Annotated in this window: 12 protein-coding genes; 7 read left to right on the plus strand and 5 right to left on the minus strand. The window is 61.5% G+C overall.

All coding sequences use genetic code 11. The annotated features are described in order from the left end of the window. Positions 1 to 29 precede the first annotated feature (29 nt). Positions 30 to 809, minus strand: a complete 780-nt coding sequence (locus tag BMZ57_RS15150) for an acetoin reductase (RefSeq protein WP_021491737.1) — start codon at positions 807 to 809, stop codon at positions 30 to 32. Positions 810 to 1,001: 192 nt separating this feature from the next. On the opposite strand from BMZ57_RS15150, the gene BMZ57_RS15155 reads away from it, so the two are divergent. Then, a complete protein-coding gene (locus tag BMZ57_RS15155) occupies positions 1,002 to 3,167 on the plus strand; it encodes a TonB-dependent siderophore receptor (RefSeq protein ID WP_069672667.1) in 2,166 nt (721 codons plus the stop codon). 3 nt (positions 3,168 to 3,170) lie between these two features. Here BMZ57_RS15155 and BMZ57_RS15160 read toward each other — a convergent pair whose 3' ends face one another. Both BMZ57_RS15160 and BMZ57_RS15165 read right to left on the minus strand, forming a co-directional pair. Beyond that, a complete protein-coding gene (locus BMZ57_RS15160; RefSeq protein ID WP_021491739.1) occupies positions 3,171 to 3,608 on the minus strand; it encodes a carboxymuconolactone decarboxylase family protein in 438 nt (145 codons plus the stop codon). Positions 3,609 to 3,790: 182 nt separating this feature from the next. Continuing rightward, positions 3,791 to 4,261, minus strand: coding sequence for an Lrp/AsnC family transcriptional regulator (locus BMZ57_RS15165; RefSeq protein ID WP_010211050.1), 471 nt, complete (start codon positions 4,259 to 4,261; stop codon positions 3,791 to 3,793). A gap of 123 nt (positions 4,262 to 4,384) precedes the next feature. Between BMZ57_RS15165 and BMZ57_RS15170 the strand changes: the two genes are divergently transcribed. Further along, on the plus strand, positions 4,385 to 5,620 hold the full coding sequence (locus BMZ57_RS15170; RefSeq protein ID WP_069672668.1) for a methionine gamma-lyase: 1,236 nt from the start codon (positions 4,385 to 4,387) through the stop codon (positions 5,618 to 5,620). 146 nt (positions 5,621 to 5,766) lie between these two features. Here the strand turns inward: BMZ57_RS15170 and pvdP are convergent, their stop codons facing one another. After that, positions 5,767 to 7,401 (minus strand): pyoverdine maturation tyrosinase PvdP, encoded by a 1,635-nt coding sequence (gene pvdP / locus BMZ57_RS15175; protein ID WP_069672669.1) that lies wholly within the window; start codon positions 7,399 to 7,401, stop codon positions 5,767 to 5,769. Between the two features lie 142 nt (positions 7,402 to 7,543). On the opposite strand from pvdP, the gene pvdM reads away from it, so the two are divergent. Genes pvdM through pvdO form a run of 3 tightly spaced genes read left to right on the plus strand, consistent with a single transcriptional unit; the run spans position 7,544 to position 11,078 of the window. Continuing rightward, the gene (pvdM, locus tag BMZ57_RS15180) at positions 7,544 to 8,893 is read left to right on the plus strand and encodes a pyoverdine-tailoring dipeptidase-like protein PvdM (RefSeq protein WP_010211053.1); all 1,350 of its coding nucleotides are present in this window, start codon (positions 7,544 to 7,546) and stop codon (positions 8,891 to 8,893) included. Between the two features lie 18 nt (positions 8,894 to 8,911). Further along, entirely contained in the window at positions 8,912 to 10,183 is a 1,272-nt protein-coding gene (gene pvdN / locus BMZ57_RS15185; RefSeq protein WP_010211054.1) for a pyoverdine-tailoring periplasmic protein PvdN, read from the plus strand. A gap of 34 nt (positions 10,184 to 10,217) precedes the next feature. Beyond that, entirely contained in the window at positions 10,218 to 11,078 is an 861-nt protein-coding gene (pvdO, locus tag BMZ57_RS15190; protein WP_010211056.1) for a dihydropyoverdine dehydrogenase, read from the plus strand. A gap of 905 nt (positions 11,079 to 11,983) precedes the next feature. Here the strand turns inward: pvdO and BMZ57_RS15200 are convergent. Then, entirely contained in the window at positions 11,984 to 12,814 is an 831-nt protein-coding gene (locus tag BMZ57_RS15200; protein ID WP_031291047.1) for a formyl transferase, read from the minus strand. A gap of 200 nt (positions 12,815 to 13,014) precedes the next feature. On the opposite strand from BMZ57_RS15200, the gene BMZ57_RS15205 reads away from it, so the two are divergent. Then, a complete protein-coding gene (locus BMZ57_RS15205; protein ID WP_044287024.1) occupies positions 13,015 to 14,667 on the plus strand; it encodes a cyclic peptide export ABC transporter in 1,653 nt (550 codons plus the stop codon). 110 nt (positions 14,668 to 14,777) lie between these two features. Then, positions 14,778 to 17,213, plus strand: a complete 2,436-nt coding sequence (locus BMZ57_RS15210) for a TonB-dependent siderophore receptor (RefSeq protein WP_042572041.1) — start codon at positions 14,778 to 14,780, stop codon at positions 17,211 to 17,213. Positions 17,214 to 17,217: the final 4 nt, after the last annotated feature.

A 17,217-nucleotide genomic window follows, 5' to 3' on the forward strand; every position in this document is an offset into this window, starting at 1 on the left:
TTGCCGGCCCCTACGGGGGAGATGGAGGGTCAGCGGTAGACCAGGCCACCATCGATCAGCGGCGATTGGCCGGTCATGTAGTCGGAGTCCGGCCCTGCCAGGTACGAGACCAACCCTGCCACGTCCTCCGGCGTTTCTGCACGGCCCAGGGCAATGCCATCCACATACTTCTTGTAGGTCGCGCCCACATCAGCGCCGGTGATTTCGGCCATGCGCTTGTCGATCTCGACCCACATATCGGTACCCACTACACCCGGGCAATAAGCGTTGACCGTGATCCCGGCGCTCGCCAGCTCCTTGGCCGCGGCCTGGGTCAAAGCGCGCACGGCGAACTTGGTGGCCGAGTACACACCCAGTAACGCAAAGCCTTCGTGGCCGGCAATGGAACAGGCGTTGATGATCTTGCCCTTCTGCTTGAGCGCCTTGAACTTCTTGCCGGCCGCCTGGATACCCCACAGCACGCCCTGTACGTTGATACCCAGGGTGCGCTCGACCTGTTCCGGGCTGACCTCCAGCAGTGAGTCGATCTGCGCGACCCCGGCGTTGTTGACGATGATGTCGAAGCCACCCAGGGTCTGGTGCGCGTGCTCTACCGCTGCCACCACCTGCTCGCGCTTGGACACATCGGCGACGAACACCGAAGCCTGGCGGCCCAGCGCCACGACTTCGCTGGCCACGGCTTCGAGCCTGGCGCCATTGATGTCCACCAGGGCGATGTCGGCACCGTCCCGTGCCAGGCGCAAGGCGATAGCCCGGCCAATGCCTTGACCGGCGCCGGTGACCAGCGCGACTTTTCCAGTAATTGCCATGATGTTCTCCTGCGATGATGAGGGAAGCCTTGTCTATCGCAGGTCCACCAAGGCGTGTCGAGGCGCGGGCTGATGGGTGTGCGGCTTGAGACTGAGCGTCTCAAGCCGCGAGCCATTCTCGAAAACTTGTAAAAGCGCGCACTTATGCCTAGCTTATGCGCCCCCCGCCCCGCGCTTTAAGGCCCTGCCCCCATGGTTTTGCGTTTTCGTCCCGTCGTCTCCTCACGTTTCGCCCTCGGCCTGCTACTCAGTGGTGGCATTGGCAGCAGCCTGGCGGCGGAAATCGAACTGCCGGCAGTTAACGTCCAGGGCCAGGATGAATCCGGTTACCGCAGTGAAACCGCCTCGGTGGGCGGCTTCGATGACGCACCACTGCTCGACACCCCGGCTTCGATCACGGTGATCAACGCCGCGCTGATCAAGGACCAGCAGGCGCGCCTGCTCAGTGAAGTGCTGCGCAACGACGCTTCGGTAGGTGACAGTTATGCACCCATCGGCTACTACGAAAACTTCGTGGTGCGCGGCTTCTCGCTGAATGCGGCGAGCAGCTACAAGATCAATGGGCGCACCATCACCGGCGAACAGAACGTCGCCCTGGAAAACAAGCAGCAGGTGGAAGTGCTCAAGGGCCTGGCGGGCCTGCAAAGCGGTATCTCGGAACCAAGCGGCGTGATCAATTACGTCACCAAGCGCCCGGAAGACGTGCGTTCGGTGACCGTCTCCACCGACGACCGTGGCAGCGGCTATGTGGCCACCGATGTCGGCGGCTGGTTCGGCAGTGAGCAACAGTTCGGCCTGCGTGCCAACGTGGCCCATGAAGACCTCAACGCCTATGTTGAGCACGCCAATGGCCAGCGCGATTTCGTGTCCCTGGCCTTCGACTGGAACATCAGCCCTGACGCGGTATTGCAACTGGACGCCGAGTACCAAAACAAGCAGCAGCGCTCGGTGCCGGGCTACCAGCTGTTGGGCGGCACCGAAGTGCCACACAATGCCTCGCCGAAAACACTGCTGGGTCACCAGACCGGTTCCAGGCAGGTGGGCATCGACTCGCTGAACCTCAACGGCAAGTTCGAATACCGTTTCAATGATCAATGGAAAGGCAGCGTGAGCGCGGCGCGCAGCAAGGTGGTGATCGATGACTACAGTTCGTTTGCCTGGGGCTGCTACGGGTCGACCAGTTGCAGCTCATCGAGCGTGCCCAACTACTTCAGCCCTGAAGGCAATTACGACGTCTACGACTACCGCAGCCCGGACGACACCCGCCGCGACGACGAAGTGCAGGCGGCCATGACCGGGTTGTTCGACACCGGCGGCATCGGCCATGAACTGACCTTCGGCACCAGTGCTTTTCGCCGCGTGATCGACAAGCGCAAATCGGTGAACGAGTTCATCGGCACCGCCAATATCGATGAAGATGTACCGAGCTTCACGCCCACTGACAAACCACTGAACGACAGCCACCGCAACCTCGACAGCCGCCAATACGGCCTGTTCGTCACCGACCGCATCCGCCTCAACGAACAATGGCAAACCCTCCTCGGCGGCCGCGAAGTACGCCTGGATGAAAAAGCTTTCGACGGGACCACTGGCAACCAGACACGCCACACTCAGCAATCCGTCTTCCTGCCGCAAGCGTCGTTGATCTACAAGCCCGTGGAAAACATCTCGCTCTACACCCGCTACAGCAAAGGCTTGTCCCTGGGCGGCACTGCGCCGTGGTTCGCCAGCAACGCTGATGAGACCCTGGCGCCCACCACTTCACGGCAAATAGAAGCCGGGGTGAAATACGACTGGCGCCGCATCAGCTTTGCCGCCGCGGTGTTCCAGACCCGCCAGGCCTACCAGTACGCCAAGCCGGATGGCGCCGGCTTCTTCACCTATGTGCAACAGGGCGAGCAGAAAAACACCGGGCTGGAACTGTCGGCCAACGGCTGGGCCACCGAGCGCCTGCAGATCGCAACCAGCGTGACGGCGATTCGCGCACGGGTGACCGGTAGTGGTACCGCGGACTATGAGGGCCACCAAGCGATCAACGTGCCCAAGCTGCGCGCCAGTGTGTATGCGGATTATGCGTTGCCGTGGGTGAACGGCCTGGCGGTACTGGGCGGTGTGCAATACAGCGCCAAGAAGTACGCCAATCGCAGCGGCAATGTGGAGGTGGGCGATTACGCCGTGGTGAACGTAGGCAGCCGCTACACCACCAAGGTGAGCGGCTATGAAACGGTATTTCGCCTGAGCGTCGACAACCTGTTCGACAAGCGATACTGGCGCGACGCGGGCGAGTACATGGGCGATGACTATCTGTTCCAGGGCGCGCCCTTGAACGCGCGCCTGAGTGCGTCGGTCAACTTTTAAGGCTTACTTGGGCATCTTGCGGAAACCCACGGCCAAGCGGTTCCAACTGTTGATGGTGGCGATCGCCACGCTGAGGTCAACCTGCTCCTGAGGGCTGAATTCGGCGGCCAGTGCGTTGAAGTCCTCATCCGGAGCATGGGTCTGGCTGATCAGGGTCAAGCTCTCGGCCCAGGCCAGGGCGGCGCGTTCACGCGGGGTGAAGAACGGCGTTTCACGCCAGGCCGACACGGTGTACAGGCGGCGTTCGGTCTCGCCCCCTTTGCGGGCATCGGCGGTGTGCATATCCAGGCAGAAAGCACAGCCGTTGATTTGTGAAACGCGCAAGCGCACCAGCTCCAGCAGCGGCAGTTCGATGGACAATTTGCCGACGGCGGCTTCCAGGGCGAGCATGGCTTTCATGGCGTCTGGGGAGGCGGTGTAGAAATCGGTACGGGTTTGCATGGGGATGCTCCAGGGCAGTGGGGATTGATGGCTAGGTTAGTCATCGGGCCTTGGGGGCGGAATATCCAATTTGGGGTAAGAATGGGTGACCAATTTTTGGGCGTGGGGAGTGTGTCGATATCCGTTTCTTCGGTAACGGCGATACCCTGAGTCGCCGTTACCCAAATAACGGATTTGCCCAATCACCCCGGCAACGGAATCACCCTCAACGCCCTGACCGACTTATAGGAAAAGCTCGAATAAATCTCCTTGACGCAAGGCAGCGTCTGCAACACCTCCCGCGCAAACTCGCCAAACGACTCCAGGTCTTTGGCCACCACTTCCAGCAAAAAGTCATAGCGCCCCGAGACGTTATGGCACGCCACGATCTCCGGTATCTCCAGCAGCCGCTGCTCGAAAGCCCGTGCGATTTCCTGGGTGTGACTCTCCATCATGATGCTCACAAAGGCGGTCACCCCAAACCCCAAGGCCTTGGGCGAGAGGATCGCCTGGTAACCACTGATCACCCCACTCTCTTCCAGGTTACGCACCCGTCGCCAGCATGGCGAGGTGGTCAGGGATACGCGGTCGGCCAACTCGGCCACGGTGAGACGGGCGTTGCCTTGCAACGCGTTTAAAAGGGCTTTGTCGGTACGATCCAGGCTGACGGGCATAACTTGCCTCTGATTGTTGTTTTTAGCGGACTTTCATCCCGTGGTGCGGGAATTAGCGGCAAATATCGCAAAGTTTATCTTCAATTATGAGCATAGCATTGTAGGAAATAAGGAGCGCCCGACATGAACAATAAACACAATGCATTCGGCTTTTCCACCCGCGCCATCCACCACGGTTATGACCCCAAGGACCATCACGGCGCGCTCGTTCCGCCGATTTATCTGTCTGCCACCTTTGCTTTTCCCACCGCCGAATACGGCGCTGCCTGTTTCGCCGGCGAAGCCAGTGGGCACTTCTATACGCGTATTTCCAACCCGACCCTGGCGCTGCTGGAGTCGCGCATGGCGACCCTGGAAAACGGCGACGAGGCAGTGGCGTTCAGTTCCGGCATGGGCGCGATTGCCGCGACGTTCTGGACCCTGCTGCGCCCTGGCGATGAAGTGATCGTCAGCCAGACCCTGTACGGCTGCACCTTCGCCCTGCTGCACCATGGCATCGGCGAATTCGGTATCAAGGTGCGGCACGTCGACCTCACTGACCTGACGGCACTGCAAGCTGCACTCACCCCGGCCACCCGCATGATCTACTGCGAGACCCCGGCCAACCCCAACCTGCGACTGGTGGATATCGCTGCCGTGGCCGCCCTCGCCCACCAGCAGCCGAACGTCACCCTGGTCGTCGACAACACCTACTGCACGCCCTATCTGCAACGCCCCCTCGAGCTGGGCGCCGACGTGGTGGTGCACTCGGCCACCAAGTACCTCAGCGGCCACGGCGATATCACGGCGGGCATCGCCGTAAGCAACCAAGCCCTGGCCCAGCGCATTCGCCTGCAAGGCCTCAAGGACCTGACCGGTGCGGTGATGTCGCCCCAGGACGCCTCGCTGCTTATGCGCGGCCTCAAGACCCTGGCCCTGCGCATGGATCGCCATTGCAGCAACGCCCAGGCCGTGGCCGAAGCCTTGCAGGCACACCCGGCCGTGCAGTCGGTGACGTACCCGGGATTGCGCTCGTTCCCGCAGTACGAACTGGCGACACAGCAGATGAAAATGCCCGGAGGCATGATCGCCTTCGAACTCAAGGGCGGCATCGAAACCGGTCGGCGGTTCATGAATGCGCTCAAGTTGTTTACCCGTGCGGTCAGCCTGGGTGATGCCGAGTCACTGGCCCAGCACCCGGCGAGCATGACCCATTCCACCTACACCCCGCAGGAGCGCGCGGCGCACGGCATCAGCGAGGGATTGGTGCGTTTGTCGGTAGGGCTTGAGGACGTGGCCGACCTGTTGGCGGATGTGCAACAGGCACTGGCCAAGTGCACCCGTACTGCCACGCGTCCTTCCAAGCTGGCGAGCTTTTAATCCGATTTTCTAGGATTGGCCCCCCTTCCCGTCGCCGCCGCCATCCAACCGTGCCGCCATGCGAATGTCGATCTCAGGGGGACGCTCGGTAACGGCCCCCCCGCATGATTGACGCGGTCTTCCAGCCCCTGGCTCGGCTTGCCGGCTTACAGGTTCAGGCGGGGGGGTAATTTCAGGTGACGGGCGTACCACGGTCGTCTCGGCACGCGCTTGAACAGGCCCTGCAACAGGTGTTCGTCTTCGCCAAAGGTAATGCGCAGCGCGAGCTTCATGGTCTCGGGGTCCATCTCCATCGAACGGCCCATCTGCAACCCCGGCGTGGTGCTGCAGCCATGGGTATCCGGGCCCAGCCAGGGGTCGCCGACTTCCACCCAACGGCCCGGTGCGAACCAGGCCACGCCGTTGACTTCCATGCGCTGGACTTCGCCCGGATTGAAGCGCTCATGGGCGCGGAACCAGTCCTCGATGCGGTCGTCGATCCAGCCATGGAAATGCCAGAACACCGGGTTGACGTGAGAGGAAAATGGGTCGCCGAGGAAATCGTTTTCCGCCGCATACCAGCGCGCAGCGAAGTCGGCGGGGTCGCGAGCCATGGGCACGGGGGCGCCGTTGGAGGGGTCGCGCGGCACCGAAGCCCAGCGCATGTGCAACCAGTCGTGCAGACCCAGCTCCATCTCAGAACCCAGTTGACCGAGGGTGAATTTAGCCAGGTAACGTGGGTCACGGTATTGGGACTCCCAGACCTGGAAGTTGCTGTGATAGGTCTCGGCAGCCTTGATGTCGCTGACCCACTGGGTGTACTCGGTATCGTCCGGGGCCGACCAGGTGGGCGGCAGCGCGAAGCCGTCGTGGTTGTCGAAGTAACGCAGGAAGCCCAGGCGATCCAGCTCCAGGGCCGGTTGCGGTTCGGGAAATTGCGGCCACGAGGGCAAATCCTGCATTGAACGCGCAGTGCCGAGCATGTGCCGATGCATAAAGAAAAAGTCGATCCCCGAGCCGTTGCGGTCCTTGTGTTTTCCCCGCGCATCGCGTTCCTGGCCGCGTGGGCCGGGTTGCCAGCCGATGCCGCGCAGGGCATCGCGCTTCTCTTCGGAGAGCTTGTGCCACTGGTCGCGGGTCGCGTGCCACAGCTGGTGAAACAGACGGTGCTCGGGGGCAATCAGCCAGGCCAGCAGGGTCGGATTGAGGCCAATGCGCTGGCGAGCCTCGGGGAACCACTGCTTGTGGGCAATGAAACGATTGTCGCGCTCAACTAAAGCCAGCGGCCGGTCGAGGTCGAGGATCTGCCCACTAAGGGTGCTGCTGCCAGCGTTGGCAAAGGCAGCCCAGACCTCATCAAGGGTCATCTTGAATTCATAGGCCGGCGCGCCGTCGGCCGAAGCGCGGTCGATCAGGCGCCAATAGAGCACGGCGCTCTCCCCTGTCAGCAGGTCACCCAGCACACGGTAACGCGGCTCGCCCTCGGCGCGCAGATGGGCGGCGGTGTCCAGGTACCCCCGCAAACCGCGTCCACGGGGCGCGATGTCGAGCAGCAGTTGCAGATCTTGCAGTGGCAGCCCTTTGAGGCCGGCGTCGCGGCCTTCCAGGCGCAGGTCCCAAACCCCACGCAGCGTGTTCGCCAGGTGCTGGCCGGCGGTGTCGGCCAGGTCCACCGAGGCTTCGCCGGGAGTGATGGGGAATTCTTCTTCGCGCGTCAACTCGCGATGGGCATAGAAGGCGGCCGGCACAGCCGCGCCTGTCAGCGCCAGGCCTGCGATGAACACACGTCGAGAGATGGTCATTGTCTACCTTAGGAAACGGCTTTATCAGAGCTAGAACGTTTGCCCGCCGGGGAAATTTACCGGCGCGCCCTGCCCGCCTAAATTTCCCCACCCATCACTCGTTCCTCCCTGATAGCGAAGGCCTCAACTGACTGAGATGGCAATGACAAAACCACGTTCGAAAAAGGCGCTGTATATCGGCTTGCCCCTGGCACTGGCCATCGGTGCCGGGGCCGGTTTCCTGGTCTGGGATCACTGGTTCAAGGGCAATGCCGGTTACCCGTTGGCGGTGATCAAGCAGGCCGATGAAATGCAGGATAGGTTGTTGTCGTTTGACAGCCATATCACCGTGCCCGTGGATTTCGGTACCGCAGGCAACGAGGCGGACAAGGACGGCGAAGGTCAGTTCGACCTGGCCAAGGCGGCACGCGGGCGCTTGTCCGGCGCAGCGTTGACCATTTTCGGCTGGCCGGAAATCTGGAACGGTCCCAACGCCCCGCACAAACCCACCGATGGGTTTGTCGAAGCCGCGCGCAACGAACAGGAAGTGCGCTACAAGATCATCAGCGGCATGGTGCGTGACTTCCCCAACCAGGTCGCCATCGCCTACACCCCGGATGACTTCCGGCGCCTGCATGGCGAGGGCAAGTTCGCGATCTTCATCAGCATGCTCAACGCCTACCCGCTGGGCAACGACTTGAACCAGTTGGACCTGTGGGCGGCGCGCGGCATGCGCATGTTCGGCTTCAGCTATGTGGGCAACAATGCCTGGTCGGACTCGTCGCGGCCGCTGCCGTTTTTCAATGATTCCACCGACGCCCTTGACGGCTTGTCGGACATTGGCAAGCAAGCGGTGCACCGCCTCAATGACCTGGGGGTGATCATCGATGTGTCGCAAATGTCGACCAAGGCCCTGGAGCAAGTGGCGCAGTTGAGCCGCACACCGATGGTGGCGTCCCATTCGGCGCCGCGCGCCTCCGTGGATATCCCGCGCAACCTGAGCGACAAAGAGCTGCAACTGATCAAGAACAGCGGCGGCGTCGTGCAGATCGTGGGCTTCTCCGCCTACCTGCGTCCCCTGAGCCAGCCGACCCAGGACAAGCTCAACGCCCTGCGCGCACGCTTCGACCTGCCGCCCCTGCCTAATCTGGCCGTGGCGCTGATGCCGGGCGACGCAATCATCGCCGCCTGGCCCGAGCACAGGTTCGGCGAGTACGCCAGCGCGCTGTACGGCATCCTCGACGAGGAACCCAAGGCCACCCTCAAGGATCTGGGGGATGCCATCGACTACACCGTGCGCAAGATCGGCATCGATCATGTCGGCCTGTCTTCGGACTTCAACGACGGGGGCGGCATCCAGGGCTGGAACAACGTCGGCGAGATACGCAACGTCACTGCCGAATTGATCCAGCGCGGCTATTCCGAGGCCGATATCGCCAAGCTGTGGGGAGGCAACTTCCTGCGGGTGTGGGACCAGGTACAAAAAGCCGCCAAACCCTTGGCCAACCGCTAATCATCCAGAAGCCCGTCCATGACCGACCGCCGTACCTTTCTCAAGCAGGCTGGTGTATTTGCCGCCAGCCTGCCACTGGGCGCCGCCCTGCTTCCGCAGGCCCTTGCCGCCCCTGCAACCGATGACCCATGGACGGGGCTCAAGCAACTGTTCAACCAGGACCCGGATTACCTGCACTTTTCCAATTTCCTGGTGGCTACCCACCCCAAGCCGGTGCGCGAGGCTATCGAGCGTTACCGCGCACAGATCGACCGCAACCCAGGGCTGGCCATGGACTGGGACCTGCAGGAAACCTGGAAGCGCGAAGGTCAGGTGCGCGAGTGGGCGGGACGCTACCTGAAGGCCACCCCGCCGCAGATCGCCCTCACCGGCAGCACGTCCGAAGGGCTGGCGATGATTTACGGTGGGATCAAGGTGCGACCTGACCAGGAAATCCTCACCACCGTCCACGAACACTACGCCACCGAGTACAGCCTGGACTTCCGCGTGCGCAAGGAGCAGACCCAGGTCCGCAAGATTCGCCTGTTCGACAGCGCCAACCGCGTGTCTGCCGACGAGGTGCTGGGCAACATCCAGCGCAATATCCGTCCCAACACCCGCGTCCTCGGCATGACCTGGGTGCAGTCCGGCAGCGGCGTGAAGCTGCCCATTGGCGAGATCGGCAAGCTGGTCGAAGAACACAACCGCAACCGTGACGACAAGGACCGTATCCTTTACGTGGTGGATGGCGTGCACGGTTTCGGCGTAGAAAACCTCGACTTCCCGGATATGCATTGCGACTTTTTCATCGCGGGTACCCACAAGTGGATGTTCGGCCCACGCGGCACGGGCCTGGTCTGCGCCCGCGACCCGCAAAACAACGACGTGACCCCGATGGTGCCAACCTTCTCCGAAGACAAGGACTTCGCCACCGTCATGACCCCGGGCGGCTACCACGCCTTCGAGCATCGCTGGGCGGCGGACGAAGCCTTCAAGCTGCATCTGCAACTGGGCAAGGCGCAGGTGCAGGCGCGGATTCATGCACTCAACACCGAACTGAAAGACCAGTTGCTGGCACACCCAAAGATCGAACTGGTCACCCCCCACAGCCCTGAACTGTCGGCCGGTTTCACCTTCTTCCGCGTCAACGGCCAGGACAGTGATGCCGTGGCGGCCTACATGATGAAAAACCGCGTGGTGATCGACGCCGTGGACCGCGATGTCGGCCCGGTGATCCGAACCGCCCCCGGCCTGCTCAATTCCTCCGCCGAGGTCCAGCGCTTCATGACCTTGCTGAGCCAGCGGGCGTGACACCCACCTTTTCCCCTTTGAATGAGAGGCCCACATGAACAAACCGCTCACAGCCCTGGCGCTTTCCGCCCTGTGCAGCGCCTTGCTGCCCAACCTGGCCCAGGCCGCCGCGCCGCAACCCGGCAAAGTGTTCAAGGACTGCAAGGACTGTCCGGAAATGGTGGTGCTGCCCGCCGGCACCTTCACCATGGGTACGCCGGACGATGAAGTCGGCCGCGAGCCGGATGAAGGCCCGATGCACGACGTGACCTTCGCCAAACCGTTCGCCATGAGCCGCTTTCACATCACCGCCGGCGAATGGGACAGCTACATCCGCCAGACCGGGGTGAAGATCGCCGACGGTGACACCCGCCCCGGCCGCGAATGCATTGCCAGCAAGCCGCGCTACCCCCAGGGCCCACGCCAGCCGGCGGTGTGCATGGACATGGACGACATCAAGCAGTACGTGGCCTGGCTGTCGAAAAAAACCGGCCAGCAGTACCACATGGTCAGCGAAGCCCAACGTGAATACGCTGCGCGCGCCGGTTCTACCGGACCATTCCCCTTCCCGTTCGACGAGGGCAAGGACTACAGCATCGCCAAGCACGCCAACACCTATGGCCCGGCCGATGGGTACAGCTACTCGTCGCCCGTCGGCAGCTACCCGCCGAATGCGTTTGGCATGTACGACATGCATGGCAACGTCTACGAGCGAGTGGCCGACTGCGAGCACTCCAACTATATCGGCGCGCCTACCGACGGCAGCGCGTGGATGGAGCCAAACTGCGAGGGCTACATGATTCGCGGCAATGACTGGGGAGAAGCGCCGGTGTTCTCGCGCTCCGGCAACCGCAACAACATCTACCCGCAGACGCGGGGGGATTGGATTGGCTTCAGGGTCGTGCGCGACCTGTAATAACGCAGAAGATCAAATGAGGGAGGGGACTTACCCGATGGTGGTGTACCCGTCAGAGTATCAGTACCTGACCTACCGCCCTCGGCGGCATAAGTCTCTACACAACGCTGTAGCAACCCCGGCGACCAAGGCAACCCAGGTAACCCAGGTAACCACGATGCGAAGCGAGCCGCTCTTGATCTCGCTTTTGATCTCAGGCGCCCCGTCAAACACGCTGGCCGGAATTCGACAGGGATTTGGGGGGTAAACCGGCAGGGATGCCGGTTTAGCCGCCCCGCGCCATGGATGGCGCGTAGCGGCGGCCCCCCAAATACCTGTCGGATTACGGGCACACCGAGCCTAGGCGAGGTGCCGAGTGTTGGGGCGAAGGCCTTTTGGTTACTTTTGGGCCTTTCCAAAAGTGACCCGCCGTAAGGGCGGAACCCATAGCGGCCGTTACCCAAATAACGGATATGTACCCAGTCTGATCCAACATCCAGGCCAGCGGTCAGGCCGCCACGGGAGCAAGCTCCCTCGCCACAGGTCCAGCGCCATACCCAGAATTGTGTAGATGCCGAGGCCTCGATGGCGCTGAATCAGTCACCTGATGAATTGACTGACACACCGCTATCGGGGGCAAGCCCCCTCCCACATTTGGATCGCAGCCTAACCGTTAGATGGCGCTCGGCTGTCAGGCCGCCACGGGAGCAAGCTCCCTCGCCACAGGTCCAGCGCCATACCCAGAATTGTGTAGATGCCGAGGCCTCGATGGCGCTGAATCAGTCACCTGATGAATCGACTGACACACCGCTATCGGGGGCAAGCCCCCTCCCACATTTGGATCGCAGCTTAACCGTTAGATGGCGCTCGGCTGTCAGGCCGCCACGGGAGCAAGCCCCCCTCCCACATTTTTAACTGTGCCCGCTTTAGATTCCCTGCTGCGCCAACAACGCCAACCCTTCATGCAACGCCGGGAACAGGCTGTTATTGAAGTTGTTCCAACGCAACTCAAGGATGGTGTCCTCCGGCGAGATCTCGGTCTTGAGCACGTCGTGGAACACTTCGCCCGAGTCGATGCCGTTGTCCACGTAGTGGAACGACGCGCCGGTGAGGTACAGCGGCGCCGAGGGCGTCGTGGCCTTGGTCGCCCAATCCGTGACCGTCAGCCCACGCGCGCCGTACAGGGCATTCCAGGTCGCATAAGCACCACGGCGCTCGTACGGCGATTCGATGCGGGTGATACCTGGGTGGATGTTCATGATGCGACGGGCAAACGGCGCACCGGGGCGCACCAGCTCGTCCAGAATCACCAGCAGGCCGTCCAGCACCACGATATCGGCCTTCAACTCCACCAGCGTGTCATGCAGGCGGCGTTCGAAATCCTGCTTGCCGGCGATATGTTCCGCGCTGCCCCGAGGCAGGCGCCGATAGGTCGACGGCACACTCAGCAACAGATCATTGACCAGGCGCCCCTGCACGCGCAGGTCGGCGGGATACAGCCACTGGCGACCCGGCTGGTAGGCAAAACCGTAGTCGCTGACCAATTGCTGGTCCCGTGGGTTCTGCTCGTCATCGTCATACACCACGCCCACCAGGTTGTAGGCCTCGCCCAGCGGCGTGTCGTTCAGCGCCCCCACCAGGGATTCCAGCACCGACATCATGTAGCGCTCATGGTCCTTGTACGCCACCGGCTGCCCGGCCTTGTCGGCCGCGGCATTGCGCAGGGACCACACGTACACCAGATTCTTTTTCGTCATCGTCTCGCTCTCGCTGGATAGATCAGGCACGCGCCAATACGCGTGCGCCTACACCACAAGAACGAACCAGCCCACGCGCAATTTATCCACCCCGGCCACCGCCCGGCACACCGAGCTAAATAGTCGCGCCGACACTTCGTTTGTCATGGGTAAGGGTCTGTGTGCCCAGCCCCCTCTTTTTCACTTTCCGGGAAGTATTTATGACCGACCCCAAGCGCGGCGCCTTCAACGGTCTGCTCGCATTGCTCAGGCCCTTTCGCACCATCGTGACCGTCTCCGTCGCCCTGGGCATGGCCGGCGGCCTGGCCATCACGTTGCTGCTGGCGACGATCAACAATGCCCTGCACTCCCCACAAGGCATGACCCAGGGCGTGATCCTGACCTTTGCAGCCTTGTGCGTGCTGGCCCTGGTCAGCTCGATCATTTCCGACATCGGCACCAACTACGTCGGCCAACGGATCATTGCCGCCCTGCGCAAAGACCTGGGGGAAAAAGTGCTGTCGGCGCCCATCGGGCAAATCGAGCGCTACCGCTCCCATCGACTGATCCCGGTGCTGACCCACGATGTCGACACCATCAGCGACTTCTCCTTCGCGTTCACGCCCTTGGCCATTGCCGCCACGGTGACGCTGGGCTGCCTGGGCTACCTGGCGTACCTGTCGGTACCGATGTTCCTGATGATGGTCGTCGCCATCGTGATTGGCAGCGCCGTGCAGTTCATCGCCGGCGGCAAAGGTATCCAAGGCTTTGACTTGGCACGCAGCCATGAAGACGAATTGCAGCGTTATTACAACGCCATCGCGTCCGGCGCCAAGGAACTGCGCATGCATCGGCCACGACGCTTTCGCATGAACACCCACCGTATCCAGGAAACGGCGGACCGCATCAGCGATATTCAGGTGCGTTCGGTCAACATCTATATCCTCGCCAAGACCTTCGGCTCGATGCTGTTCTTCGTCGTCATCGGCCTGGCCCTGGCGATGCAGGCCTATAACCCGAACCCGGACCCGACCGTGATCACCGGCTTCGTGCTGGTGCTGTTGTACATGAAAGGCCCGCTGGAACACCTGCTGGGTTACCTGCCCGTGGTGGGCAAGGCGAAGATTGCCTTTGGGCGTATCAGCGAGTTGTCGGAGCGCTTCTCCTCTCCGGAACCGCACCTGCTGATGGATGACAGCGAGGCGCCGACACCGATCGTCAACAGCCTGGAACTGCGCAACGTGAGCTACAGCCCACCGGCCGTGGAAGGCAGCGAGCCGTTTCACCTGGGGCCGATCAACCTGAGCATTGCCCAGGGCGACATCGTGTTTATCGTCGGCGAAAACGGCAGTGGCAAGACCACGCTGATCAAATTGCTGCTGGGGCTCTACCCGCCGCAGTCCGGCGAAATCCTGCTCAACGGCGAGGCCGTGACCGACCCCGAGCGCGATGACTATCGCCAATTGTTCACCACGGTATTCGCCGACTATTACCTGTTCGACGACCTCGTCCAGGGCAGCGCCACCCAGTCACTGGACAGCGCGACTAAATACCTGGAACGCCTGGAGATCGCGCACAAGGTCAGCGTCAAGGACGGCGTATTCAGCACCACCGACCTGTCCACCGGCCAGCGCAAGCGCCTGGCACTGGTCAACGCATGGCTGGAAGAACGCCCAGTGCTGGTGTTCGACGAATGGGCCGCCGACCAGGACCCGGCCTTCCGTCGAATTTTCTATACCGAACTGCTGCCGGACCTCAAGCGCCTGGGCAAAACCATCATCGTGATCAGCCATGACGACCGTTATTTCGACATCGCCGATCAGCTCGTACGGCTGCGCGCCGGCCAGGTGGTGCACGAGATGGAGCCTGCATGAAATTTTCTTTTCCGGTTTTCCGAAGTAGAAACGTCTCACTAGTGGTAATGAGAACCAACCTCAATAAACTTTAAAATTTGCCCACTTAAAACACAGAAGAGAAACCATCCATGTCAGCACGACTCGGTCTCAGCCCACTGAGCAAAGCGCTAACCAGGGCCCTGAACATCAACCTCCTGCCGAGCGCGCTTGCCCTTGCGGTATCGCTGCCGGTTGCCGGCTATGTGCAGGCACAGGAGATCGAGTTGGACATTCCAGCACAGGCACTGGGGAGTGCACTGCAGGAATTCGGCCGCCAGGCCAACCTGCAGGTGCTGTACAGCCCGACCGACGTAGCAGGAAAAAACAGCACTGCGATCAAAGGCAAACTGGATCCGCAGCAGGCGATCAACACCTTGCTGGCAGGCACTTCAACCACCCACAGCCTCAGTGGCAACGCGCTGACCGTTACCGCCGCCGGCGCGTCCGCCGGGCTGGAATTGAGTCCGACCCAAGTGACCGGCAACGTGCTGGGCAACATCACCGAGGGCTCCGGCTCCTACACGCCGGGCACCATTGCCACGGCCACGCGGCTGACCCTGACCCCGCGGGAAACCCCACAGTCGATCACGGTGATTACCCGCCAACATATCGAGGACTTCGGCCTCAACAACGTCGATGACGTGATGCGCCACACGCCTGGCATCACCGTATCGGCCTATGACACCGACCGTACCAACTATTACTCGCGTGGATTCTCGGTCAACAGCTTCCAGTACGACGGTATTCCGTCCACCGTGCGCAACGTCGGCTACTCGGCGGGGAACACCCTGAGCGACATGGCGATCTATGACCGCGTCGAAGTGCTCAAGGGTGCCACCGGCCTGCTCAACGGCGCCGGCTCCCTGGGCGCGACCATCAACTTGATCCGCAAGAAGCCGACGTCGGAGTTCAAGGGCCACGTGCAACTGGGGGCCGGCTCCTGGGACAACTATCGCAGCGAAGTGGATGTGAGCGGCCCGTTGACCGACAGCGGCAATGTCCGGGGCCGTGCAGTGGCGGCGTACCAGGACAAAAAGTCCTTCATGGACCACTACTCGCGCAAGACCGAAACCTACTACGGCATTACCGAGTTCGACCTGTCACCCGACACCATGTTGACCGTCGGCTTCGACTATCAGGACAACATTCCAAAAGGCTCCAGCTGGTCCGGTTCGTTCCCGTTGGTCAACTCCAACGGCAGCATCAACAAGATGCCACGCTCCTATAACAACGGCACCACCTGGAGTTCCTGGGAACAGAACACCCGCACCGCCTTTGCCATGCTTGAGCATGATATGGGTGACGGCTGGGTCACTAAATTCCAGCTCGACCACAAGATCAACAGCTACCATGCCGACCTCGGTTCGATCCAGTTTGTCCAGCCGGCAGCCGATGGCACCGCCGAGATCAACGGTCAGAAATACACCGGTGAAACCAAAAGCACTTCGGCCGACCTCTACGCCACCGGGCCTTTCAGCCTGTTCGGCCGCGAACATGAACTGGTGGTGGGCGGCTCGATCGGCACGTCGCGTTGGCAAGGCAAGGGGTACTGGTCGCCAGAATGGCCAGGCGGCAATAAAGTCGATTTCTATAACTGGAATGGCCACATCGCCAAGCCGATCTACGGCCCTGTCCAACAATACATCGACGACACCATCCGCCAGACCGGCTACTACATGACCACACGCTTGAACGTGATGGATGACCTGCACGTAATCCTCGGTGGGCGCGTCGCCAACTACCACGTCACCGGCATCAACCCTTCCTACAAGGAAACCGGCCGGTTCGTGCCTTACGCCGGTGTGGTCTACGACCTCAATGACAACATTTCGGCGTACGCCAGCTACACCGATATTTTCCAACCCCAGGAAAGCACCTACAAAGATCGGAATCAGAAGCTGCTGGAACCGGATGAAGGGCAAAACTATGAGTTGGGCCTCAAGGGCGACTTCCTCGATGGCCGCCTGAACGCCAGCGTTGCTTACTTCGAAGTGCATGAGACCAACCGCGCTATCTCGGACGATGCCTACAACAACCAGACCCCGGCCCCCAACAACTACGCGTTCAAGGGTTCCAAGGCCGTGACCAAAGGCTATGAAGCTGAAGTTTCCGGTGAGCTGAGCCCAGGCTGGCAGGTTCAGGGCGGCTACACCCACAAGATCGTACGTGACGATAACGACAAGAAAATCTCCACCTTCGAGCCTGAGCACCAGGTCAACCTGAACACCACCTACAAGCTCAAGGGCGACCTGGATCAATTCACCATTGGTGGCGGCCTGCGCTGGCAGAGCAAGGGTTGGTATGAAATCTACAACTCGCCGCTCAACACCAACCAGGACATCACCCAGAAGGCCTATTGGCTGGTGGACTTGATGACCCGCTACCAGGTCACCAAGAACCTCTCGGCGACTGTCAACTTCAATAACATCTTCGACAAGTCCTACTACACCAACGTGGGCTTCTATAACTCGGCTGCCTACGGTGAGCCGCGCAACGTGATGTTCAGCACCCGCTGGGACTTCTGATGTG

The sequence above is a fragment of the Pseudomonas simiae genome (assembly GCF_900111895.1).
Lineage (GTDB): Bacteria > Pseudomonadota > Gammaproteobacteria > Pseudomonadales > Pseudomonadaceae > Aquipseudomonas > Aquipseudomonas simiae.